Origin of the sequence: Oceanobacillus locisalsi (assembly GCF_042675985.1) — a bacterium.
Lineage (GTDB): Bacteria > Bacillota > Bacilli > Bacillales > Amphibacillaceae > Oceanobacillus > Oceanobacillus locisalsi.
In genome coordinates, this window is sequence record NZ_JBHTKK010000008.1 from 63,867 (window position 1) to 87,807 (window position 23,941).

Annotated in this window: 24 protein-coding genes and 1 pseudogene; 14 read left to right on the top strand and 11 right to left on the bottom strand. The window is 39.8% G+C overall.

What is annotated here, in order from left to right; translation table 11 throughout:
• The first annotated feature begins 109 nt into the window (after window positions 1-109).
• From ACFQ19_RS08450 to ACFQ19_RS08475, 6 genes and pseudogenes are all read left to right on the top strand, one after another.
• Window positions 110-1,348: an NAD(P)-dependent malic enzyme gene (locus ACFQ19_RS08450; protein WP_379591642.1), complete on the top strand. Its 1,239-nt coding sequence runs from the start codon at window positions 110-112 to the stop codon at window positions 1,346-1,348.
• Between the two features lie 320 nt (window positions 1,349-1,668).
• The gene (gene accD, locus ACFQ19_RS08455; protein WP_379591643.1) at window positions 1,669-2,523 is read left to right on the top strand and encodes an acetyl-CoA carboxylase, carboxyltransferase subunit beta; all 855 of its coding nucleotides are present in this window, start codon (window positions 1,669-1,671) and stop codon (window positions 2,521-2,523) included.
• Between the two features lie 6 nt (window positions 2,524-2,529).
• A complete protein-coding gene (locus ACFQ19_RS08460) occupies window positions 2,530-3,486 on the top strand; it encodes an acetyl-CoA carboxylase carboxyltransferase subunit alpha (RefSeq protein WP_379591644.1) in 957 nt (318 codons plus the stop codon).
• 496 nt (window positions 3,487-3,982) lie between these two features.
• Window positions 3,983-4,942 (top strand): 6-phosphofructokinase, encoded by a 960-nt coding sequence (pfkA, locus tag ACFQ19_RS08465; protein ID WP_379591645.1) that lies wholly within the window; start codon window positions 3,983-3,985, stop codon window positions 4,940-4,942.
• Window positions 4,943-5,008: 66 nt separating this feature from the next.
• Window positions 5,009-6,764, top strand: a pseudogene (gene pyk, locus ACFQ19_RS08470) (pyruvate kinase).
• Window positions 6,765-6,926: 162 nt separating this feature from the next.
• Window positions 6,927-7,322, top strand: coding sequence for an FxsA family protein (locus ACFQ19_RS08475; protein ID WP_379591646.1), 396 nt, complete (start codon window positions 6,927-6,929; stop codon window positions 7,320-7,322).
• Between the two features lie 4 nt (window positions 7,323-7,326).
• On the opposite strand, the gene ytvI is transcribed toward ACFQ19_RS08475, so the two are convergent.
• Entirely contained in the window at window positions 7,327-8,433 is a 1,107-nt protein-coding gene (ytvI, locus tag ACFQ19_RS08480; RefSeq protein ID WP_379591647.1) for a sporulation integral membrane protein YtvI, read from the bottom strand.
• 499 nt (window positions 8,434-8,932) lie between these two features.
• Between ytvI and citZ the strand changes: the two genes are divergently transcribed.
• From citZ to mdh, 3 genes are all read left to right on the top strand, one after another.
• The gene (gene citZ / locus ACFQ19_RS08485) at window positions 8,933-10,054 is read left to right on the top strand and encodes a citrate synthase (RefSeq protein WP_379591648.1); all 1,122 of its coding nucleotides are present in this window, start codon (window positions 8,933-8,935) and stop codon (window positions 10,052-10,054) included.
• Window positions 10,055-10,088: 34 nt separating this feature from the next.
• Window positions 10,089-11,384, top strand: a complete 1,296-nt coding sequence (gene icd, locus ACFQ19_RS08490) for an NADP-dependent isocitrate dehydrogenase (RefSeq protein ID WP_379591708.1) — start codon at window positions 10,089-10,091, stop codon at window positions 11,382-11,384.
• A gap of 133 nt (window positions 11,385-11,517) precedes the next feature.
• Window positions 11,518-12,456 carry a malate dehydrogenase gene (gene mdh, locus ACFQ19_RS08495; RefSeq protein ID WP_379591649.1) on the top strand — a complete coding sequence of 313 codons (939 nt, stop codon included), beginning with the start codon at window positions 11,518-11,520 and terminating at the stop codon, window positions 12,454-12,456.
• Between the two features lie 64 nt (window positions 12,457-12,520).
• On the opposite strand, the gene ACFQ19_RS08500 is transcribed toward mdh, so the two are convergent.
• Entirely contained in the window at window positions 12,521-12,940 is a 420-nt protein-coding gene (locus ACFQ19_RS08500) for a hypothetical protein (RefSeq protein ID WP_379591650.1), read from the bottom strand.
• Window positions 12,937-13,149: a helix-turn-helix transcriptional regulator gene (locus ACFQ19_RS08505; RefSeq protein ID WP_449290090.1), complete on the bottom strand. Its 213-nt coding sequence runs from the start codon at window positions 13,147-13,149 to the stop codon at window positions 12,937-12,939. Before ACFQ19_RS08505 ends, ACFQ19_RS08500 begins: the two co-directional genes overlap by 4 nt.
• A 209-nt stretch (window positions 13,150-13,358) precedes the next feature.
• On the opposite strand from ACFQ19_RS08505, the gene ACFQ19_RS08510 reads away from it, so the two are divergent.
• From ACFQ19_RS08510 to ACFQ19_RS08530, 5 genes are all read left to right on the top strand, one after another.
• Window positions 13,359-14,771, top strand: coding sequence for a hypothetical protein (locus ACFQ19_RS08510; protein ID WP_379591652.1), 1,413 nt, complete (start codon window positions 13,359-13,361; stop codon window positions 14,769-14,771).
• 274 nt (window positions 14,772-15,045) lie between these two features.
• Window positions 15,046-16,779: a carbon starvation CstA family protein gene (locus ACFQ19_RS08515; protein WP_379591653.1), complete on the top strand. Its 1,734-nt coding sequence runs from the start codon at window positions 15,046-15,048 to the stop codon at window positions 16,777-16,779.
• Window positions 16,780-16,862: 83 nt separating this feature from the next.
• Window positions 16,863-17,123 (top strand): cory-CC-star protein, encoded by a 261-nt coding sequence (locus ACFQ19_RS08520; protein ID WP_379591654.1) that lies wholly within the window; start codon window positions 16,863-16,865, stop codon window positions 17,121-17,123.
• A 34-nt stretch (window positions 17,124-17,157) separates the two neighbouring features.
• Window positions 17,158-18,114 (top strand): ArsA family ATPase, encoded by a 957-nt coding sequence (locus ACFQ19_RS08525; protein ID WP_379591655.1) that lies wholly within the window; start codon window positions 17,158-17,160, stop codon window positions 18,112-18,114.
• Window positions 18,095-19,075, top strand: coding sequence for a zinc-binding dehydrogenase (locus ACFQ19_RS08530; protein ID WP_379591656.1), 981 nt, complete (start codon window positions 18,095-18,097; stop codon window positions 19,073-19,075). The genes ACFQ19_RS08525 and ACFQ19_RS08530 overlap by 20 nt, the downstream gene beginning before the upstream one ends.
• 121 nt (window positions 19,076-19,196) lie before the next feature.
• Here the strand turns inward: ACFQ19_RS08530 and ACFQ19_RS08535 are convergent, their stop codons facing one another.
• The 8 genes from ACFQ19_RS08535 to nfsA all read right to left on the bottom strand — a co-directional run bounded on the left by ACFQ19_RS08535 (window position 19,197) and on the right by nfsA (window position 23,941).
• Window positions 19,197-20,057 (bottom strand): DUF421 domain-containing protein, encoded by an 861-nt coding sequence (locus ACFQ19_RS08535; RefSeq protein WP_379591657.1) that lies wholly within the window; start codon window positions 20,055-20,057, stop codon window positions 19,197-19,199.
• A gap of 12 nt (window positions 20,058-20,069) precedes the next feature.
• Window positions 20,070-20,273 carry a hypothetical protein gene (locus ACFQ19_RS08540; protein ID WP_379591658.1) on the bottom strand — a complete coding sequence of 68 codons (204 nt, stop codon included), beginning with the start codon at window positions 20,271-20,273 and terminating at the stop codon, window positions 20,070-20,072.
• A gap of 11 nt (window positions 20,274-20,284) precedes the next feature.
• Entirely contained in the window at window positions 20,285-20,635 is a 351-nt protein-coding gene (spoVAE, locus tag ACFQ19_RS08545; RefSeq protein WP_379591659.1) for a stage V sporulation protein AE, read from the bottom strand.
• Window positions 20,632-21,648, bottom strand: a complete 1,017-nt coding sequence (gene spoVAD / locus ACFQ19_RS08550; RefSeq protein WP_379591660.1) for a stage V sporulation protein AD — start codon at window positions 21,646-21,648, stop codon at window positions 20,632-20,634. The genes spoVAE and spoVAD overlap by 4 nt, the downstream gene beginning before the upstream one ends.
• Window positions 21,648-22,127 (bottom strand): stage V sporulation protein AC, encoded by a 480-nt coding sequence (gene spoVAC, locus ACFQ19_RS08555; RefSeq protein WP_379591661.1) that lies wholly within the window; start codon window positions 22,125-22,127, stop codon window positions 21,648-21,650. Before spoVAC ends, spoVAD begins: the two co-directional genes overlap by 1 nt.
• Before the next feature lie 53 nt (window positions 22,128-22,180).
• Window positions 22,181-22,627, bottom strand: coding sequence for a hypothetical protein (locus tag ACFQ19_RS08560; RefSeq protein ID WP_379591662.1), 447 nt, complete (start codon window positions 22,625-22,627; stop codon window positions 22,181-22,183).
• Window positions 22,628-22,712: 85 nt separating this feature from the next.
• Window positions 22,713-22,916, bottom strand: a complete 204-nt coding sequence (locus tag ACFQ19_RS08565) for a DUF1657 domain-containing protein (protein WP_080874906.1) — start codon at window positions 22,914-22,916, stop codon at window positions 22,713-22,715.
• A 278-nt stretch (window positions 22,917-23,194) separates the two neighbouring features.
• Entirely contained in the window at window positions 23,195-23,941 is a 747-nt protein-coding gene (nfsA, locus tag ACFQ19_RS08570) for an oxygen-insensitive NADPH nitroreductase (RefSeq protein ID WP_379591663.1), read from the bottom strand.

Here is a 23,941-nt window from a genome sequence, read left to right on the forward strand (position 1 = left end):
ACACAAACTCTTCATCTGTTATAATAAAAGGGATTTAACAGGCTTGAACAGATATGTAAGCGTAATACATTTTACATATTATCTATTGTAATCAAAGGAGCGGAATTCAATGGCAAACCTACGAGATGAAGCATTACATTTACATGAACAGAAGCAAGGAAAATTGGAAGTGAAAGCGAAAGTACCGGTAAAAAATAAGGAAGATTTGAGTTTAGCTTATTCTCCGGGCGTAGCGGAACCTTGTAAAGAAATTTACGAGCGGAAAGAAACAGTCTACGATTACACCATGAAGGGGAATATGGTTGCGGTAGTAAGTGATGGATCAGCTGTTTTAGGTCTCGGTAATATCGGCGCAGAAGCTTCCCTGCCGGTGATGGAAGGAAAAGCAGTATTATTTAAAGGTTTTGCAGGAGTGGATGCTTTTCCAATCTCCTTGGGCACGCAGGACGTAGATAAAATTGTAGAAACGGTTAAGTTGATGGAACCGACCTTTGGCGGAGTTAATCTGGAAGATATCGCAGCGCCAAATTGTTTTATTATAGAAGACCGGCTCAAAAGTGAAACCAATATTCCTATATTTCATGATGATCAGCATGGTACAGCGATTGTTACAGTCGCAGGACTGATGAATGCTTTAAAATTAGTGGGTAAAGATTTTTCAAACATAAAAGTGGTAGCAAATGGAGCAGGAGCAGCCGGTATTGCAATCATCCGGTTACTAAGAAGTTTAGGCGTTCATGATATGATTATGTGTGATTCGCGAGGCGCAATCTATGAAGGTCGTCCAAAAGGGATGAACAAAGTAAAAGAAATGGTAGCAAAATATACAAATGCGCAGAAAATTGAGGGCAGTCTGGAAGATGTATTAGAAGGTGCAGATGTATTTGTCGGCGTTTCCGTAGGCGGCGCTTTAACACAGGAGATGGTTGAGAAAATGAATGATGATGCAATTATTTTTGCAATGGCAAATCCGGACCCGGAAATTCTGCCGGAGGATGCAAAAGAAGCCGGAGCAAAGGTTATCGGCACCGGCCGTTCAGATTTTCCAAACCAAGTAAATAATGTGCTTGCTTTTCCAGGTATTTTCCGGGGTGCCCTAGATGTAAGAGCAACACGTATCAATGAGGAAATGAAAATCGCTGCTGCTGAAGGAATTGCTTCTTTGATTGAAGAAACGGAACTGAATGAAGATTATGTAATCCCTTCTCCATTTGATGGCAGAGTCGCTCCGCTTGTAGCCAAACACGTAGCTGCTGCAGCGATGAAAACGGGTGTAGCACGTATTCAAGTTGATCCAGAGGAAGTAGCAGAGAAGACAAGAACGCTTACCAGAGAAATCAACAAATAATTTGACTATGATCCCCTGAGACAATTTGTCATGTGTACATGTCTCAGGGGTATTTTTTCGCAGCGGGCACTGTGATAAAATGGTAAGAATGAAAACAACGTGATTGCGCGAGTCGCTATCAGGTGGTAATCTATTGGTTGGGTTTTTATTGCCTTATTCTTTTTGAACTTGTACTATTATAACTCGGTAAAATAGTTTACAATGGTAAGATAAAGAAAAACGTTCTTGCCTGACATGTAATGGAATGCAGGTTAATATTTGCAATTTATTTATATACTTTATTAAACATGACCTAGCAGTAGCAAAAGGGGGGATAAGCTTTGCCACTTAAAGATTTTTTCGGCAAGCGTAAAAAGTATGCGTCAATCCCGAGTGAGAAAGCAAAAGTTGACGTTCCAGAGGGATTAATGCAGAAATGTGATAATTGTAAGCAGATTTATTATCGAAAAGAAATAGCCAATGCTTTATATGTGTGTCCAAACTGCGGGTATCATCATCCGTTGCGGGCATGGACAAGAGTGGAGAGTTTATTTGACGAAGGAACATTCCAAGAATGGGATCGGGGGCTTACTTCAGCCAACCCGCTTGATTTTCCTGATTATGAGTCCAAGATTAATAAAGATCGTCAAAAAACGGGCTTGAATGAAGGGATAGTTACCGGAACTGGTGCTGTTGAGGGAAATCAGATTGCCTTTGCAGTGATGGATTCCAACTTTCGAATGGGGAGTATGGGATCTGCCATCGGTGAAAAGATTGCAAGAGCCATCGAAAACGCCAGGGAAGAATCTATACCTTTCATTATATTTACAGCTTCTGGCGGTGCTCGTATGCAGGAAGGGCTTTTAAGTTTAATGCAGATGGCAAAAACTTCTTTTGCTGTGAAACGATTTAGAGACAGCGGCAATTTAATGATTTCTGTTATGACGCATCCAACTACCGGTGGTGTATCTGCAAGTTTTGCATCGATTGGGGACTATAATTTTGCTGAACCGGGAGCACTCATTGGTTTTGCAGGCCGCAGAATTATTGAGCAGACGATTCGGGAAAAACTGCCAAATGATTTTCAGACCTCTGAATTTCAGTTGGAGCATGGTCAATTAGACAAGGTTATTCACCGTCATGATATGAAAAAAACGCTTGGAAAGATATTGTCCATGCACGCGGATGGGAGGTAATCAAACGTGACACAGATATTAGACTTTGAAAAGCCGATTGTAAATTTAAAAGAAAAAATTAAAGAACTAAAATCATTTACCGAAAACAGCGATATTGATTTAAGAGAAGAAATCAGAACGTTGGAAGAGCGTTTAGCGAGGCTGGAAGATGATATTTACGGAAATCTGAAGCCTTGGAATAGAGTGCAGATGGCAAGACATACGGACCGTCCTACTACACGGGATTATGTAGACAGGTTATTTGAGGATTTTATTGAATTTCATGGAGACCGTTTATTTGGCGAAGATGAAGCAATTATATCCGGGATAGCTTATTATAAGGAACAGCCTGTCACTGTAATTGGCCATCAGCGTGGAAAAGATACGAAAGAAAATATTAGACGTAATTTTGGCATGCCTCATCCTGAAGGCTATCGAAAAGCGCTGCGTCATATGAAACAGGCAGAGAAATTTCATCGCCCCATCGTTACCTTTATTGATACGAAGGGCGCTTATCCGGGCAAAGCTGCTGAAGAAAGAGGGCAGAGTGAAGCTATCGCTAAAAACTTGATGGAAATGGCTGGATTAACCGTCCCTATTATATGTATTGTCATTGGTGAAGGCGGAAGCGGCGGCGCATTGGGAATTGGTGTAGGAAATCGCGTCCATATGCTGGAGAATTCTACATATTCCGTGATATCTCCAGAAGGTGCAGCTGCTATTCTTTGGAAAGATGCAGGAGAAGCACAGCGGGCCGCTGAGACCATGAAAATTACAGCGCCGGACTTGAAACAATTGGATGTTATCGATGAAGTCATACCGGAACCAAAAGGTGGAGCACATCGAGATATTGATGAACAAGCTGTCTTTATTGATCAAGTACTTGAAAAATCAATTAACGAATTGAAAGGATTGTCATCGGAGGATATTGTGGAAGAAAGATGGCAAAAATATAAAAAGATTGGTTCATTTCAAACGCTATAATGGTTTATAAAGGCTGAGTATACATATCAGCCTTTATTTTAGTTTGGATTATAATGAAAGAATCATGTAAAATAGATGATGTAGCAGACGAAAGATAAGAGCTATCATCAATTATTTACGTGTTTTGCTTGAAAATACCTTTTCCCAACGAATTTCTTTATCTTTTATTTATACTTAAAAAAGGTTTCATGTGTTTTGAAAGTCCGGCACGGGGAATGCAGTAAAATAGAGCATTTTTTGATGATAGCGGCTGGTTATAAAAACCGGAGAAGAATGCCGGGTTGAATCAACATTTGAATATACTTAAAGAGGATGTTCAAAAAGTCCAATAAAACGAACAGGGCGCATTTCTTCGTTAGCGGGCTTTTTCTGACGGGACGAGTAATCGCGCTCCCATGAAGTTTCGGTTTGAGCCGACTTGATCGTATTTATCGAACTCTTTGAATACGTATTAAAAAGTGTATGGCAATATTTTAACATGAAGGTGGGTAAATAAATGAAAAGAATTGGTGTGTTAACAAGTGGTGGAGATGCTCCAGGTATGAATGCTGCCATCAGGGCAGTTGTCCGAAAAGCTATCTATCATGATATGGAAGTATTTGGCGTCAAAAATGGTTTTTATGGTTTGATGGAAGGTAATTTTGAAAGAATGCACCTTGGTTCTGTCGGTGATATTATCCACCGGGGCGGCACGATTTTATTTTCTGCCAGAAGCGAAGAATTTAAAACCGATGAAGGTCAGAAAAAAGCGGTCGAACAACTGAAGAAAGCAGGAATAGAAGGACTGGTTGTCATTGGCGGCGATGGCAGTTTCAAAGGTGCGCAAAAGTTGACGGAGAAGGGGATTCCTTGTATTGGTGTACCGGGAACAATTGATAATGATATAGCAGGAACGGATTTTACCGTTGGATTTGACACGTCTTTGAATACCATCATAGAAGCTGTGGATAAAGTTCGTGATACCGCTACTTCTCATGAGCGGACATATATCATTGAAGTAATGGGTCGCAACGCAGGAGACTTAGCTCTGTGGGCAGGCATGTCTGTAGGTGCAGAAAGTATCCTCATCCCTGAACAAAAAGAAGAGTTTTCAGAAGTTGTCGACCGGTTAAATCGCGGTCATAAACGTGGCAAAAAACACAGTATTATTTTGCTTGCTGAGGGTGTCGCCAGTGGATTTGAAGTTGGAAAATACATCGAAGAAACCACTGATTTGGAAACACGTGTCACAGTGTTAGGACACATTCAAAGAGGTGGTTCGCCAACCGGTCAGGATAGAGTATTAGCAAGCCGTCTTGGTGCAGCAGCGGTGGAATTACTTTTGGATAATAAAAGCAGCAGAATGGTAGGTATCCGAAAGAATCACATTATTGATAATGATATGGATGATATTTTAAATCAGAAGCATCATATTAATAGTGAAATGTTTCAGTTATCTAAAGAGCTATCTATCTAAAAAAGTTCAAAAATCCATATGGAGTGCCTGATGAAGGTTTGGTTATGAATTGAAGGAGGAAATAAAATGAGAAACACGAAAATAGTTTGTACAATTGGCCCGGCATCGGAGTCAGTAGAAAGATTAGAGCAATTAATCGATGCAGGCATGAATGTAGCCAGATTAAACTTCTCCCATGGAGACTATGATGAGCATGGCGCAAGAATTAATAATATTCGCGAAGCAGCTGCGAATAAAAATAAAACCGTAGCGATTCTTCTGGATACAAAGGGTCCTGAAATCCGTACAGGAAGCTTTCAAGGAGGAAGAGCGGATATTGTCCAAGGTGAAAAAGTCATTGTTTCTATGGACGAAGTTGAAGGTACTGCTGAAAAATTCAGTGTAACTTATGATGGATTAATCAATGACGTCCATAAAGGTTCTAAAATTTTGCTGGATGACGGACTTATTGAATTGGAAGTACAAGAAACCAATCCGGACGATCGCGAAATCGCTACGGTAGCATTAAACTCCGGAGAGATAAAAAATAAAAAAGGCGTTAATGTTCCGAATGTATCGGTTAACCTTCCCGGAATTACAGAAAAAGATACCAACGATATTATTTTTGGAATTGAACAGGGAATCGATTTTATTGCAGCATCTTTTGTCCGCCGCCCGTCCGATGTTTTGGAAATCAAAGAGGTTCTGGAGAAACATAATGCAGAGCATATAAAAATCGTGCCTAAAATTGAAAACCAGGAAGGCGTAGATAATATTGACAGTATCCTGGAAGTAAGTGATGGTTTAATGGTTGCGCGAGGAGATCTTGGGGTAGAGATACCTGCAGAAGAGGTTCCTCTAGTGCAGAAAAAACTTATTAAACAGTGTAACACAGCAGGCAAACCGGTTATTACGGCAACACAAATGTTGGATTCCATGCAGCGCAATCCGCGTCCAACCCGTGCAGAAGCTTCTGACGTAGCTAATGCTATTTTTGACGGTACAGATGCTATCATGCTTTCCGGTGAGACAGCTGCAGGTGCTTATCCGGTAGAATCCGTGCAAACAATGAGTAATATTGCTTTAAAAGCAGAGTCCGGATTAAACCATAAAGTAATTTTAGAAGAACGTTCCAAAAATGTAGATATGGAAATCAGAGAAGCCATCACACAATCTGTATCTCATACAGCATATAATTTAAATATCGGTACGATTGTTGCTCCGACAGAAAGCGGATCGACAGCCCGTATGATGTCAAAATATCGTCCGAAAGCAACCATTATCGCAGTTACAGTAGATGAATCTGTCAATCGGCAATTAGCGCTTGTATGGGGTGTTCATGCAGTGATGGGAACACCAACGAAATCCACCGATGAAATGTTGGAAGTATCCGTAAAACAAGGGCTGGAAGCAGGCGTATGCAAACGCGGAGATACCGTTCTCGTAGTTGCAGGGATACCTGCCGGTGAGAAAGGGACCACCAACCTGATGAAAGTGCATGTTATCGGGGATGTTATTGCCAAAGGACAAGGTGTCGGCAGAAGCAGAGCATATGGACATGTTGTCTTTGCTAAAAATAATGAAGAAGCACTTTCCCGTATGGAAGAAGGAGACATCCTGGTTACACATGCTACGGAAAAAGAAATGATGCCGGCGATTGAAAAAGCTGGTGCTGTCATTACAGAAGAGGGCGGTCTGACTTCCCATGCAGCGGTAGTTGGTGTCAGTCTTGGTATTCCAGTTGTTGTAGGTGTAGAGAATGTCTTTGAACTGCTGGAAGACGGCCATAACTGTAGACAGCAGCCGCGGTCAAGTATATGCTGGCCATGCGGACGTACTGTAAGTGTGCGTGTCCACTTGAATAGTTGACTCAAAAAGTAACAGAACCTCCGAAAATATGCTCGGAGGTTCTGTTTATAATATGACCTGTCCTTTTGTATTAGAAAGTCATTACAGGCGCTGAAGCAAAAATAATTCAGCCGCCACAAAAGAAAGGGAGTAAAAAATGAAAATGAAGTACCTTCTTCCGGCTCTCATCCTTATTCCAGCCATCGAAATTGGTGTTTTTCTTTGGCTAAGCCGGCTTATTGGTGTATTATCCGTTGTTGGATTAATTATTGCTACAGCTTTGTTAGGTATCATTCTTGCCAGGTACCAGGGCATGGAAGTCGTTAGACGTTCGCAACAGCAAATACAAAGAGGTTTTCCTCCGACCGAAGAAATTCTCGATGGCATAGCTACATTGCTTGGTGCATTTTTACTTATTATTCCGGGATTTGTACTGGATGCGGCCGGTTTGCTATTATTAATTCCTTGGACAAGAAAGCAATTTAAAAAGCAGTTAAAGAAATTAACCACGCAATTGATAGGCAGAAATACAATTATTTACCGCCGCTGGTAATAAGCTATCCTTTAATATAAAGAAATAACTGCTGAAACACGCCGGATTTTTTTACAGCAAGTATCATAACCAGCGCCACAGGCGCAAAAATAAAGCCTAGAACACCGAACCATTGCACGCCTAAAAACATTCCTATCAGCATTATTAAAGGTGAAATGCCGATAGACGTTGCTACGATTTTAGGCTCTATAAGCTGTCTGATAATAATAATCAGCGCATACAGTATGCATAAACCAATCGTTAATGGATAATCAAGGGCCAGAAAACTGATAAGAATCCAAGGTATAAGAATAATGCCGATCCCTAAATAAGGCATAAAATCAGCGAGGGCTGCAAATAAAACAATTGTAAATGCGTGCTCCACACGAAGAATGAGCAGACCGGCACACAAAATAACTGCAGAAATACAAACAAGTATTACCTGTGCTCTAAAATAACCAATCACAGCCTCTTTTAAGTGAGAGGTTATTTTTTTATAGAGAGCGTACCAATGAGATGGTATGGTGTTGTAAAATTTATGTTGGATATTGTGGTAATCATAACTGATCATAAAGGTAGCCAGTACAATAAAAATAAAAACAGTAAAAGAATTCGGGAGTACCATCAAAAACCCGGCCGTTTGCTGCAGCAGTATTTGGAAAAAACGGGAGAAAGCCTGGGTGATCGATTCTGTCAAAGAATGAATATACTCATAAACTTCTAATCTGTAATCTGCTTGCAGTGTTGTTAAAAGTGAAAGCAATTGATCGTATAAGGGTAGTATATACGTATCCAGCAGCAGCTGAAATTTTTCCATCACAAAGTGAAAATAGACAGGGAGGTTGTCCGATAAATAAAGGATTCCCTGGTAGATTTCGCTCACTAAAAAGAATAAAGCAGTAAAAAATACACTGAGAAAAAGGAAAAAAGTGCATATTAAAGCCAGTAAGCGCGGCATTTTTAACTTGTTTATCAACAACCTGATAAGCGGCTGGAAAATAGAAGCTAATAAAAAAGCTATCAAAATCGGATAGATATAAGGAAATAGTAGAAAGAGCAGAAATATACTGCTGCTTGCAATGATTATAACGATAAGGCTGCGGCTAAGTTGTCCGATAATTTTTGATGGCATCAACATTTCCTCCAAAAAAAAGACCTGATATATTCTATGCTTCCATCTTGAAAAGTAGAAGTGATAAGATCTCAGAAACAGGATGAACCTGCAAAACAGCACGTAAAAGAGAAAAATCTTACAGTTAATTGATGGAATTTAAACGGTTTCAATTCACATTCTGCTTATTATCCTTTATAATGAAAGATGGGCAGCTGAAAAAATTAGTTTTTTTAATGAGGCTGAAGGGTATAGATAAAGAAAAGATGTTTTAAGCATGTTTTAGAAAGAACAGTATATTCATTAATTTGTAACTTTCAAAAGATTATGGTACTACATTTCATTATCTGCAAGACGCGCGTTCCATCACCTAAAATAGTGCTATGCGAGTATAAACTTGCGCAAATTTTATTCCTACATAGCTTTAAACATCTAAATTTTGTTTGTCACCCTTATACTATTTTTACTTTATAGGAATAAATACGAAATATTTTGATTATCTGGAAAGGGAGAGGGTAAAATGGCAAATACAACAAAAGGATTAGAGAATATTGTTGCAACACAATCAGCAATTAGCTCCATTATTGATGATCAATTATCCTATGTTGGTTATAAGATTGATGATTTAGCTGAAAATTCCAGTTTCGAAGAGATTATTTATTTACTCTGGAACCAAAAACTTCCTACAAAGTCAGAATTAGATGACTTAAAGTCTGATTTAGCAAAGAACATGGTTATTTCCGATGCTATTATTGATCATTTGCGTTCTTATGATTTGAAAAGCGTGCAACCGATGGCTGCCTTGCGGACGGCTGTTTCTCTGTTGGGAATTTATGATGAAGAAGCAGATGAAACAGATGAAGCATCCAATAAAAGAAAAGCTATTCGAATTCAAGCAAAAATTGCTTCTATCGTGACGGCATTTGCAAGAATTCGAGATGGAAAAGACCCAGTACAGCCGAAAGAAGACTTAGGTTATTCTGCCAACTTCTTATATATGCTGAATGGGGAAGAGCCGGAAGATATTGAAATAGAAGCGATTAATAAAGCACTTGTACTGCATGCAGATCATGAATTAAATGCGTCTACATTTACAGCTCGGGTTTGTGTCGCAACACTTTCAGATATTTACTCCGGTATGGTAGCAGCAATCGGTGCTTTAAAAGGGCCTTTGCATGGCGGCGCGAATGAAAATGTTATGAAAATGCTCCATGAAATTGGAGAAGAAGAAAATGCTATTCCTTATATTCAAGAAAAATTTGATAATAAAGAAAAGGTTATGGGAATGGGACACCGCGTCTATCGAAATGGCGACCCGCGTGCTAAATTCTTAAGAGAAATGTCCAGACAATTAACAAAACGTACGGGACAGGAAAAATGGTATAACATGTCTATTAAAATTGAAGAGTATGTAAAAGAACAAAAAGGGCTGCCTGCAAACGTTGACTTTTACAGCGCAACCGTGTACCACAGCTTAGGAATTGAGGAAGATTTATTTACTCCGATATTTGCTGTAAGCAGAACTTCCGGATGGATTGCTCATATTCTGGAACAGTATGCAGATAATCGTTTAATTCGTCCGCGTGCAGAGTATAGCGGTCCGGATTTACGAGAGTATGTTTCTATTAATGATAGAAGCTAATCTTGTTAAAATGTGATAGAATGTAACAGGAATCATAACTAGGAGGGTCTTATCTATGACACAAGGTGAAAAAATTGTAGTAGAAAATGGCGAAATGAATGTACCAAACAAACCAATTATTCCATTCATTGAAGGGGATGGAACCGGCCCGGATATTTGGGCTGCTGCCCGCCGCGTTATTGAGGCGTCTGTTGAAAAGGCTTATAATGGTGAAAAATCAGTAGATTGGTTAGAAGTATATGCCGGACAGAAAGCTTTTGATAAAACTGGAGAATGGTTACCGCAAGATACACTTGATAAAATCGATGAATATAAGATTGCTATTAAAGGACCTTTAACCACTCCAATCGGCGGAGGTTTCCGTTCTCTTAACGTTGCTTTACGCCAAGAATTGGATTTATTTACATGCTTGCGTCCAGTACGTTATTTTGACGGTGTTCCTTCTCCGGTAAAACAGCCGGAAGATGTAGACATGGTTATTTTCCGTGAAAATACCGAGGATATTTACGCTGGTATTGAATGGCAACAAGGCACAGACGATGTGAATAAAGTTCTAGACTTTTTACAAAATGAAATGGGCGTAAAGAATGTGCGCTTCCCAGAAACATCCGGCATCGGCGTGAAACCGGTATCTGAAGAAGGTACGAAACGTATTGTCCGTGCGGCAATTAATTATGCTCTGAATGAAGGACGTAAGAATGTTACCCTAGTCCATAAAGGGAATATCATGAAATTTACAGAAGGCGCATTTAAAGCATGGGGATATGAAGTTGCTGAACAAGAATTCGGAGACAAAGTATTTACATGGGCAGAGTATGACCGTATTGTAGAAGCAGAAGGGAAAGAAGCAGCAAATAAGGCTGAGGATGAAGCAGTGGCAGCTGGTAAACTTATTGTAAAAGATTCGATTGCAGATATTTTCTTACAGCAAATTCTTACTCGTCCAAAAGAGTTTGATGTTGTTGCAACGATGAACTTAAACGGAGACTATATTTCCGATGCACTTGCTGCACAAGTCGGCGGAATTGGTATTGCTCCGGGAGCAAACATCAATTATGATACAGGACATGCTATTTTTGAAGCAACACACGGAACTGCACCGAAATATGCAGGGATGGATAAAGTGAATCCATCTTCTGTTATTCTTTCTGCTGTATTAATGCTTGAGCATTTAGAGTGGAGAGAAGCAGCAGATTTAATTACAAAATCAATGGATAAAACAATCGGTTCAAAAGTGGTCACTTATGATTTTGCCCGTCTGATGGATGGTGCAACTGAAGTGAAATGCTCTGAATTCGCTGATGAATTAATTAAAAATATGGATGCATAAGCAGTAAATTTCTTGATGCATCAGGTAAAAAGATGAACTGGAGAAAATGTTTGCAGCAGCGGAAAGGGCCGTCGTTGCAAACATTTTCTTTAAATAGTCATTGATTCAAGGAAGTACGAAGGAGGTATATAAAATGGTTTCTGTACGGAAAAAGATATCTGTTATCGGTTCCGGTTTTACGGGAACGACGACGGCATTAATGGTTGCTCAAAAAGAATTAGGTGATGTGGTTCTTGTTGATATTCTGGATATGGAAGACCCGACAAAAGGAAAAGCGTTGGATATGGCAGAAGCAGCGCCGGTTCAGGGGTTTGATGCGAAAATTACAGGGACTTCTGATTATGCAGATACAAAGGATTCAGATCTGGTTATCATTACTGCTGGTATTGCACGGAAGCCGGGAATGACCAGGGAAGATTTAGTAAATACAAATGCCAAAATAATGAACGCGGTTACAAAGGAAATTGTTAAATACTCCGAGAATACAACAATAATTGTATTGACCAATCCGGTAGATGCGATGACTTACAGTGTTTATAAAGCTTCCGGACTTCCGAAAGAACGTGTTATCGGTCAATCAGGCGTTCTAGACACCGCCCGTTTCAGAGCTTTTGTAGCAGAAGAACTGAACATTTCCGTGAAAGATATTACCGGTTTTGTTCTTGGCGGACATGGCGATGATATGGTACCGCTTATCCGCTATTCCTATGCAGGAGGTATCCCGCTTGAAAAGTTAATCTCAAAAGATCGGCTGGAAGAGATTGTCGAGCGAACACGTACTGGCGGCGGTGAAATAGTAAATCTGTTGGGAAATGGAAGTGCTTACTATGCACCGGCTGCTTCTCTAACCGTAATGGTAGAAGCGATTCTGAAAGACCAGCGCAGAATCTTGCCGTCCATTGCTTATTTAGAAGGAGAATACGGATATGACGGTATTTATTTAGGCGTGCCGACCGTTCTTGGCGGAAGCGGCATCGAAGAAATTATCGAGCTGGACTTGACAGATGAGGAGATACAACAATTAGATAAATCCGCAGAATCGGTTAAAAAAGTAATAGATATTTTAAAATAAATTGAAACTTTATTCGGTGGAGGTAAAAATCCCGCTGAATAAAGTTTCGTTTTATTTTACCTTCTTAATTATCCATTGTTTTTTTTCGCAAACGATAAACATAAAAAGATGGGATGAACCCGCAGATAAAAATGATTCCGCCTATTAAAATACCATTCATTGCTGGAATACCTTCACCTAGTGATGATAAGATTCCAATAACAATCGATATAAATACAGTTACAACCAGTGAAATGGCCAATCCTTTTTCAGGAGATTTCTCACTGGTTTCATGATCTATGCTAATATTCATGGATAAATACGCTGAAACGATAGCTGTAATAATAAAAACATTCCACAATGGGTTATCCGTCATCCCATCTAATCCTTTGGTTACTAAGTCATATCCTAAAATCCCCAAAATACCAATGGTTTGGATCATAAACAGGACTCTAATATTTTTTAAATTTTTTAGTTTCAACCGCTCATCTTTAATTTTTTTCATTGGTTATCGCTCTCCTTTTCTCTCCAAAATACTTCATCTAATGTTTTATTCACTGCATAACAAATCTCCAGACATAGATTTAAGGTTGGATTATAATTTCCTTTTTCAATTAAGCTGATCGTTTGTCGGGTGACCCCTGTTTTTTCGGCAAGCTGTTGCTGTGTCAGATCTACCTGGATACGGGCGACTTTTAAATTATTTTTCACAATTGCTATCACCTCTTCATTTATTTCAATATATACATTACATATTACCATATATATATTACATAATGAAATATATATATTACAAAAACACCAAAGATATACATGCTATAATAGAGATGCTGTTTTGTTTGATTTTTATCCTTTATTTTGTACCCTCATCCTTCATTATTGCATAGGCTACTGTACATAGTGAAGGAAAGGGTCTGAATGAGATGAGCTTAACTATCCCGCATGTACTTTATGGATTGTTCACTTTGCTTATTTTGATGACAATGATTTTCCGGAGAGGGATTGTTCTTCCGAGTTTATTAGGAACGTTTGTCATTGCCTGTTTTTATAAGGGGAGTATTGTCAGCGGGTTTATGGCTATATTTTACGCCAATTTAGTCGCTGCACAAGAGCTTTTCAACATCTTTTTGATTATTACTTTTATGCTTGCGCTTTTAAATGCATTAAAAGATTTGCGAGCAGATGTGCTGATGATTCAGCCCATTCAGAAGGTCATGGTAAACGGACATTTATCTTATTTTGTATTGTTGATCGTCACGTATGTTATTTCCTTGTTTTTCTGGCCGACTCCAGCGGTTCCGCTAATTTGTGCATTACTTGTTCCTGCTGCAGTAAGGTCAGGTCTTCCAGCTATTACAGCAGCAGTTGCCATTACGATTGCAGGTCAGGGGATGGCGTTGTCTTCTGATTATATTGTACAGGTAGCACCGGCTTTATCAGCAAAAGCAGCTGGTGTGGAAACGGCGGCAGTTGCTGACAGAGCATTTGTACTGTCCGTTATTACCGGGGTTATTGCTTCTTTACTAGCTTATTTATTTTACAGAAAATCTATCCGTTCCAAAGAGGACCCGAGAAATCAAACAGAAGCAGAAAACATTCAGGATTATGATTCATCCGGGCATGAACCTGCTTCCAATCATTTAGTCAAATGGAGCCGTATTTTTGCTTGGATTGTGCCCGTTGCTTTCGTGTTGGTCGTCGTATATATGCTTTACAATAAGTTTTTCGGATCCAGTGAATTGGTGGGCGGAGAAGGAGCCGCGCTAGTAGGCGGAGTAGCGGTTATTCTTTTGTTATTTGCAACAGGTGTATTTGGAAAACGGAATGCGCTGGATTATGTAGGTAATCATATTACAAATGGGTTTGTATTTGCATTTAAAGCAATGGGGCCGGTCATTCCGATTGCAGGCTTTTTCTTTTTAGGCAGTGCAGCGTTTTCTAAGGATATTTTATTGACAGAAGAAGCACCATCTTTTTTATTTGAAATTATTACTTCTATCCAGTCTGTTCTTCCGGATAGTACGATATTTGTTGCTTTCAGTTTATTACTTGTCGGCATCATCACTGGCCTGGATGGATCCGGCTTTTCCGGTTTACCTATAGCTGGTGCTTTGGCAGCTTCGTTGGAGACAGCTTCGATTGATGCAAGTACATTGGCTGCAATTGGTCAGCTGGGGGCGATATGGACTGGCGGCGGTGCATTAATTGCCTGGTCATCTCTGATAGCCGTAGCAGGTTTTTGCGGCGTTTCGGCTATAGAATTAGTCAGAAAAAACTTTTTCCCAGTAATCATTGGTCTTTTGGCGGCTACACTCGCTGCAGTAATCCTGTTTTAATGATAAGAAAATAAATTGTATGCGTCAGGATTGTACGATTCATTCCGACGTATGCAATTTTTTGTTGAGGCGTTGTATCATAACATGCACCTGCCGCTTAGCAATAAATTGATACAAAAACAAATGAAATAACAACATTTTTGAAATTTTTTAAATATATGGTGAATATATATTTAAATATGTTAAACTGATAAAAAATCGAGTAGAAGGAGGGTTGTTTTTTAAAGCGCTTACAAAGATGTGAATAAAGTGGAAGAGGGAGGGAGCGTTTGACATGAATGCGATTTTAATTGCTTTTGTAGGAATTATTGTTTTTATAGTAGGTTATCGTTACTATTCCAAGTTTATTTCAGAGAAAATATTTCGATTGGACCCGAATTATGTTACTCCGGCACACCGTTTCAAAGATGGTGTCGATTATGTTCCGACCAATAAATTTGTTTTGTGGGGGCATCATTTTACATCTGTAGCTGGGGCTGCACCTATCTTGGGGCCGGCGATAGCAATTTATTGGGGATGGCTTCCTGCTTTTTTGTGGGTGGTTTTAGGAACCATTTTTGCAGCCGGTGTGCATGATTTTGGCACCTTGGCTTTATCTGTCCGTAATAAAGGGTATTCCATTGGAACAATTGCCGATCGCTTAGTAGGACGAAGAGCAAAGCTATTATTTCTATTTATTATTCTCATTCTCGTATTAATGGTAAACGCTGTTTTTGCCTGGGTTATTTCGAATTTATTTATTAACTATCCTGCCAGTGTATTTCCTGTGTTTATCCAAATTCCGTTAGCTATTTGGATTGGCTACGCAGCATATAAGCGGAATATAAAAATGCTGCTGCCCTCTGTTATTGCATTAGTCATTATGTATGTCGCTGCTGTGATGGCCAGCAGAATCGATTTCCTGCAAATTGATTTCGTTGCGTATATGGGAGGCGAGAACGGCACAGGTTTATTTGGTTTAGGTAGTGTTTCAACGGCATTCCTGATATGGATTGTTATTTTAATGATATATGTATATATCGCATCGACGCTGCCAGTATGGAAATTGCTGCAGCCAAGAGATTTTATTAATTCACATCAATTGGTTGTCGGACTGGCAATATTATATTTGGGATTGCTTTTTACATCTCCGAGTATGTCTGCTCCTGCAGTGAATGAAAGTCCGGACAGGAGCTTCCTGCCGCTTTTGTTTATTACCATTGCATGTGGAGCGATTTCCGGGTTTCATGGGTTAGTATCCTCGGGAACATCTTCTAAACAGCTGGATAAAGAAACGGATGCGCGCTTTGTAGGTTACTTTGGAGCAGTCGGAGAAGGCATTTTAGCCCTTGTTTCCATTATTGCAGTCGGTACTTTTTTTGCTAATACAGAGGCGTTTTCACAAGCTTATACCTCTTTTAACGAGGCAAATGCAATCGGACTGGGAACCTTTATCGAAGGAGCAGCAACATTAGCAAACGGTTTGGGAATTCCGACTGACATCGCAACGACCATTGTATCGATTATTGTGGTCAGTTTTGCTGCAACAACTTTAGATACATCCGTACGTTTGATGCGATACATTATTGCGGAATTAGGCATTGAATATAAAATACAGCCATTAACCAAAACGCATGTAGCAACCTCGATTGCCGTGCTTTCCAGTGCAGCACTGGTATTAATTCCTGAAGGACCGAATGGATTTGGTTCAGGCGGTTATCTTATCTGGCCATTATTTGGTACTGCCAATCAATTGCTGGCTGCCATCAGTTTATTCTTAATTTCAATTTGGTTAAAACGAAGAGGCAGCAATTATATGGTTGCGCTAATTCCGATGATTTTCCTTATCTTCATGACGATGTTTGCGATGTTTCAGCAGGTTGTCTTTGAGTGGTCGTGGATAGGTACAGAATCGAATATGCTGTTGTTCGTATTGGGATCGATTATCTTTGTATTTGCGATATGGATAGCTTTGACCTCCTTTTCGGAACTGATGAAAAAGATAGAAGATCCATTTGATAAAGACTGATTGCAGGCTCAAACCTATCTTCGCTCGAGGATAGGTTTGGACGTTTTTTTAAGCAAAAAAGCTATCATTTAGGAGGGGAGAACATGCTGACGGACAAAATAAAACAATTGATTCAATACTATGAAGAAGTAATCAGTTTACCGCACAAGTCCGAGGTAGCCAGGGAATTGAGAAATGAAGATGATTTTTTCCTGCTGCTTCTATATTCTGAAATGCTGGGAATACCGAATCCAGTTTATTATTATACGTTGGAATTATACCCGTACATCATTGAATCTTTTCATGATTGGCATTTGCGGATGGGGATGGATAAATCTCCGCTCAACGGAATCAGATGCTGTTAAAACAAAAGATCATATATTGGAAGGAGGAGAAGCGGTGCTTGGAGAAAATAACCGGATTATTTTTGTAGGGGGAAAAGGCGGAGTTGGAAAATCGAGCTCAGCTGCTGCTTTAGCAATGGAATATGCGGAGACAGGATACCGTACATTACTCGTTTCCACAGATCCTGCTCACAATGTGAGTGATATTTTTGCGCAGCAGATAGGCGGAAAAATCACAGCTATTGAAAAAAATTTATACGCCTTAGAGATTGATTCGGATAAGGAAACAGACACATATATCAAAAAAGTAAAAGAAAATATACAAGGCGTTGTTCATATTGATATGATGGAGGAAGTACACCGGCAATTAGATACAGCAAAAGCCTCTCCGGGAGCAGATGAAGCTGCTTTATTCGATAAGCTTATATCAATTATTTTGGAAGATGGGGACAGGTTTGATAAACTAGTATTTGATACGGCGCCAACAGGACATACCATTCGGTTGTTATCTCTGCCGGAATTAATGGGGATTTGGATTGAGGGTCTGTTAACGAAACGAAAGAAAACAAACACACAGTATTCTCAATTATTAAACGATGGACAACCCGTCGATGATCCCATTTACGATACATTACAAGAAAGGAAACAACGTTTTGCGAAGGCAAGAGAGATTCTGTTGGACAAACAAGCAACAACCTTTCTATTTGTTTTGAACCCGGAGAAATTACCGATAGCTGAAACAAAAAAAGCAATACATCTTCTGGAGAAATTTCAGATTGCTGTCCCTTATATTATTGTGAATAAGGTATTACCGGAGAGGAGCAATGGTGATTTTTTTGAAAAACGGAAACAAAACGAGAAAATATATTTGGAACATATCCAAGCAGATTTTTCTGCCCAAATGATATTTTATATTCCGTTTTTTTCAGAAGATATTACCACTCGTAAACAATTGAAACAAATGGGAACTTACTTGAAGGAGGAGAAAGAGAATGCGAGCACTAGTACATGAAAATGATGGTTTGCATATGACAGACGTAGAACCGCAACAGCCAGGCGATTCAGAAGTGGTAGTAAAATTGAAAGCAGCAGGGCTTAACCGTCGGGATTTAGGAATTCCCGGCCGCAGAAAACGATCGGAAGAAGCATTAATTCTTGGTTCAGATGGAGCAGGAGTTGTGGAAGAAACAGGAAAGAATGTCATTGATGTGCAGGTAGGAGATGAGGTTATCATTAATCCATCTTTACGCTGGGAACAAAACAGTGAAGCTCCGCCTAAAGAATTTGATATTTTAGGCATGCCTGACCATGGCACGTTTGCGGAAAAAATAGTCATTTCCGAGGACCAACTAGAACCAAAACCGGCCTATATGAGCTGGGAAGAAGCGGCGGCGTTCCCGTTAGCTGCATTAACAGGATATCGGGCTATGTTTACAAAAGGCCAGCTGCAAAAAACAGATACTGTCTTTATCCCTGGAGCAGGCGGTGGTGTAGCAACATATTTAATCGCTTTTGCTAAAAACATCGGAGCACGGGTGATTACGACTTCCAGAAGCGAAGAGAAAAGAGAGAAAGCGCGTGAACATGGAGCTGATGTCGTCATTGATACAGCGGATGATTGGGAAGAAAAATTAGGTAATGAAACAATTGATATGGTCATTGATAGTAATGGAAAAGCAACTTTCCACCGTTCTTTAAATATTTTGAAAAAAGGTGGTAAGTTTGTCACATTCGGCGCAACGACAGAGGATGTGATTGACTTTGATTTACGTTCCTTCTTTTATGGCCAATACAAATTGATTGGTTCCACAATGGGCTGCAGAGAAGAACTGCGGGCGGCATTGGAACATGCTGAAAATCATGCATTACACCCAGTTGTCGATCGCGTCTTTTCCTTAGATCAGAGCTTGGAAGCATTCAGCTATTTGGATGAAGGAAACCAGTTCGGAAAAGTCATTATCCGTATTTCTTAAAAATCATTCTTTTGATTGGGAAAAGTGTTACTTTAGAACAAAAGAAAGGCAGTGGGACCATCATGCAGCATCAAAGTCCCGCTGCCTTTTTTCTTATTGGTAGTAGATATCCTTATATGTTTTATGATGTTAAGAATGGCTCCATTCGATTCACCACTTCTTGCAGGCGTTTTTGGTTTCGTTCGTATAATACTTTTGCTTCTGGATTATCCGTAGCCAGTGCAAACAATTCTAAATCGGCCTGGCATTTTTTCATACTGGCCAGTAATAGAGCTGGCTGGGCAGGTTCAGGTACTGCAATATGATCATCATAAAGATCAAGAAATAATTGCCCCTGATGATCCACCTGGCCAAGAAAAACATTGTCTACTGTTACATTTTGTTTTTCTAATTCTGCTTCCAGCCACGTCGGATTTAAAGAAGCATTTGCCAGAGGTTCAAGCAGGATATTCCCGTCAGCAATCACCGTTTGCGGTTCTTTCGAAGGTGCCGGAGAGATGTTTAAGTCTTTTAAGGTGACAGGTTGATTTTCTTTTTTAGGTAATACATTTAATTCGCCGGTCGGTTCTAAAACAGCGAATTCTACGTCAGAAACAAGAAATTGGTTATTATTCCGGAGTTTTTCCAACAGGTCATCAGTAGAATAACCTTCTTTTTTTAAATTCTCCTCCATAATTTTCCCGTTTTGTATAAAAACTGTACTCTTTCCATCCGTGAAATCTCGCATCCGTTTGCTTTTCAAAGATAATTTTTCAATTGTAAATGCAGCAATAAACCAGACAAACATTGCTAATAATGCATAATAAAAACTGTTATACGGGTCCACTGTATGAAAGGCAGCTATACCGCCGAGCACAATTCCGGATATGGTTTCAAAAATATTAAGCTGTGACAGCTGCTTTGCCCCCAGCCATTTTACAAAGAAAAATAAAACGGTGATTAAGATCAAAGAGCGAATAATAATCGATATCCATTCGGGCATGATTTTCCCTCCTTATGACTTATATTGCGGCTCTTGTTTTTCCATATAAATAATTTGCTGATGCACATCATGCCGTGCATCTTTAATTAAACCGGTCACTTCCTCAATCGTGTGCTTTAAGTCGTATTCGCTTGTAGAAGCGTGTAATAAATCCAGTCCTGCTTCAATCGATTTTAATGTAGCGTGACATGTTTTCACTTGTGATCCTACTGTCATAAAGCATCTCCCTATCCTTTTGGTTTAAAAAAAATGGCTCCGATAACACCAAATATAATGGCAGCAGAAATCCCGGCACTGGTAACTTCAAACATTCCGGTTACGACACCGATCAGTCCATGGGTTTCCGCTTCTTGTATCGCCCCGTGTACTAATGAATTCCCGAAGCTGGTGATGGGGACGGTTACTCCGGCTCCCGCAAAGTCAATAAGCGGTTCATACCAGCCGATTCCATCGAGAACAGCTCCGGAAATAACTAAAATGCTTAATGTATGTGCAGGAGATAGCTTAAATACATCAAACATAATCTGTCCGATCACGCAGATAAGTCCTCCTATGACAAATGCCCAGAAAAAAATCATAACTGTTCACCTCTTGCTTCGATTGATACAGCATGTGCAATACATGGTATAGGCGCTTTTTGCTGAATGCTTAAGGTAGAATGTAAAGAACCGGTCGCCACCACCAGGATTCTTTTCACATTTCCTTTTATCACTTCTTGAAGATAATGCCCGTATGTGACAATGGCGGAGCAGGCTGCGCCGCTTCCGCCGGCAAGAACCGGCTGATCTTCACGATAGATAGCAATGCCGCAATCTTTATATTTTTCTGCTTCAATCGGTATATTTCTCTCATGTAACAAATCCAAAGAGACTTCTCTTCCCACATGTCCAAGGTCGCCAGTGATGATTAAATCATAATAAGATGGATCAATCTGCATATCTCGGAAGTGTGCCTCTATTGTATCAACAGCAGCAATTGCCATTGCTCCTCCCATATTAAATGGGTCCGTCATTCCCATGTCCGCTACTTTTCCAATCGTAGCAGATGTCACAGCAGGCCCTGTTCCATTCTGCGCAACAAGTGCACAACCTGCCCCGGTTACCGTCCATTGCGAGGTTGGCGGTTTCTGTCCGCCGTATTCGGTCGGATAGCGAAATTGTTTTTCCGTTGCAGCATTATGGCTGGAAGCTGCACAAAGAATATAATTTGCCCCTTTTGCATTAATAATGGAGGCAGCAAGCGCCAAACTTTCCATCGAGGTAGCACAAGCACTGAAAGCTCCTAAAAAAGGAATATTGCTCGTACTGGCAGCAAAGCTGGTCGGCGTCATTTGATTAATTAAGTCGCCAGCAATTAAAAATTCTACCCTTTCCTTTTCAATACGCGCTTTTTTTAATGTCGTTTGTAAAGCTTCCTCCAGCATTTTCTGCTGTGCTTTTTCCCATGAATCTTGATTGACCCACATATCCTCATGAAGTGTATCAAATGCTTCCGGAATATTTCCTTTTGCTTCAAAAGGCCCGCCAATAGTTCCAGTTGATATAATCGCTGGGCGGTTCTCGAAAACCCAGGATTGATGTCCTTTCTGCATTAGAATCCCCCCCATTGCGTCAGGATGGTTTTAATGATAGCTACGATAAATGCAGCGAAAACACCATAAACAATAACCGGCCCGGCGAGTTTCAACATATTGCTTCCTACCCCCAGAATAAAGCCTTCGGAACGATACTCAATAGCTGAAGAAATAACCGCATTTCCAAACCCAGTTACCGGCACAGCAGACCCTGCTCCGGCAAATTGTGCAATACGATCATAAATACCAAATCCAGTTAATAGCATCGTAATAAAAATTAATGTAGCGGTCGTCGGATTGCCGGCTGTTTTTTCAGTGAAATTAAATTGATAAATATAAAAAGTAGAAATGAGCTGTCCGATAAAACAGATGAATCCGCCTACTAGAAAAGCTTTGATACAGTTTTTGAAAATGGGGCGCTTTGTTTCCCGATTTTGCTGAAAAGCCTGATAATGCTGTTGAGCCGGATTTAGTTTTTGTTTCTTTTTTTCTCCCATTACATAGCACTCCTTTTCAGGTTATAAAACAAAATATGGTACTGGAACAGACATCAAGTCTGTTCCTTGGATAGTTGTATAATTTTTTCTATTCTTTTTTTGATTTCCTCTTCAGTGATCGTTTGATTTTTCATTTTTTCTTCGAGCTTGGAGGTTTCAAGCACAATTTTTTGGTCCGTTGATAGTTCTACAGTAAAATCCGGAAAAATTTTCTTCAGTTCTTTTTGGTAAGTTTCTTTTTTATCCTGCAGAGAAAAACGTTCATGATGAGGTATTTCAATGGTGACCAGCAGGGTGTCTTTGGTATTTACTGCGTGAACAGCCTTAATATCATCTTGACCCATCAGAAATTCTTTTGCCTGTGCTGCAGTGTCCTGAGATGAATTTGTGGATAGATGTTGGATGTTCGGATTTTCTGAATTAGAAGATTCATTTGTATGATGGCATCCGACTAAAAACATCATAAAGAGAAGCAGCAGGGTTATTTTTTTATATCGCATACATTCACATCCTGTTCTTTACTTGATATGTAGGACGGGAGACCGTATAAAACGTCTCCCGGTTTTTGCTTGTTTTAACAAGCTTTTATTGTTTGTATTGGGGTTCTTCCTGCATGACTTGTTGTACTCTCGGTTCTAACTGATCTAAAATACCTTGTGTTTGTTGTGCTGCATTTTGATATAACTGTTTTGCCTGCTTGTTGTCAGTTTGAAGGGCAAACTGCTCAAGACTTGCTTGTGCACTTTTTAAACCTGATACAGTTTGTTGAACTTGTGTACCTACTGTCATTTTCTTCACTCCCTTTTATATCTTGCACTTGTTATTTTGATGAAAAAATTATTTTTTATGCTTGTAAACAATTTCCAAGATATGCATCGGGAATGAAATGAAAAGCGTTTTATAAATATAAGCTATTTTGAATAACACGCGTCAAAAGAAGAGAATAGGCGTACAGGAAATACGGAAAATACTTATCAAGTGAATGAAGAGGGGGTGTTTTGATCTGGGGAGAAGAGATATGTATCATACAAAAAAGCGGCAGGGGTATACTGCCGCTTGGGTTCGTTTTATCGTTTGTTTAAATTTTTGGATTTGACAAAAGGTCCTACATCCATACGAGTTGGTTTTTGGTATTTTTGGTTGATTTGTTCTGTCCATGTTTCCTGTTTATTATTAGAGTTTCGGGATTCATAATAATCTTTCATAGTTTGATCGTATTCCTGAATATAATGTTTTTGTTTCTCAAATGGAATGTATTCATTTTCATGGTATATGGCTTGAAGCGGCATGCGCGGTTTAATATCCGGTATCTCTCTGGGATGGCCGATTGCTAAGCCGAACAGCGGAACAACATGGGATGGTGCTTTCAGAACATCGTTAAAGGCCTCTATATCATTACGCAGGCTCCCCAGATAACAGATGCCTAATCCGAGCGATTCTGCTGCAACAGCGGCATTTTGTGCAGCTAAAGCAGCATCAATAGTACCTACAATAAATTGTTCCGTACTTTCCAGGTTCTCTTGAAATGCTTCGGAGCGTTCGACTTCATCCAATTGTTCAATGCGATGCAAATCTGCACAGAAGATAAGTAAATGCCCGTTTGTTTTCACATGATCATGGCCGGAAATGGCATGAAGTTTGTCTTTGACTTCCTGGTCGGAGACGCCGATGATGCTGTATGCCATCACATTGCTGGAGCTTGATGCACGATGAGCACTTTCTACAATGGTTTTTATTTGATCATTAGTTAAGGGTTTATCTGAAAATTTTCGAATAGAACGGTGGTTCATGATTGTTTCGATGATTTGGTTCAA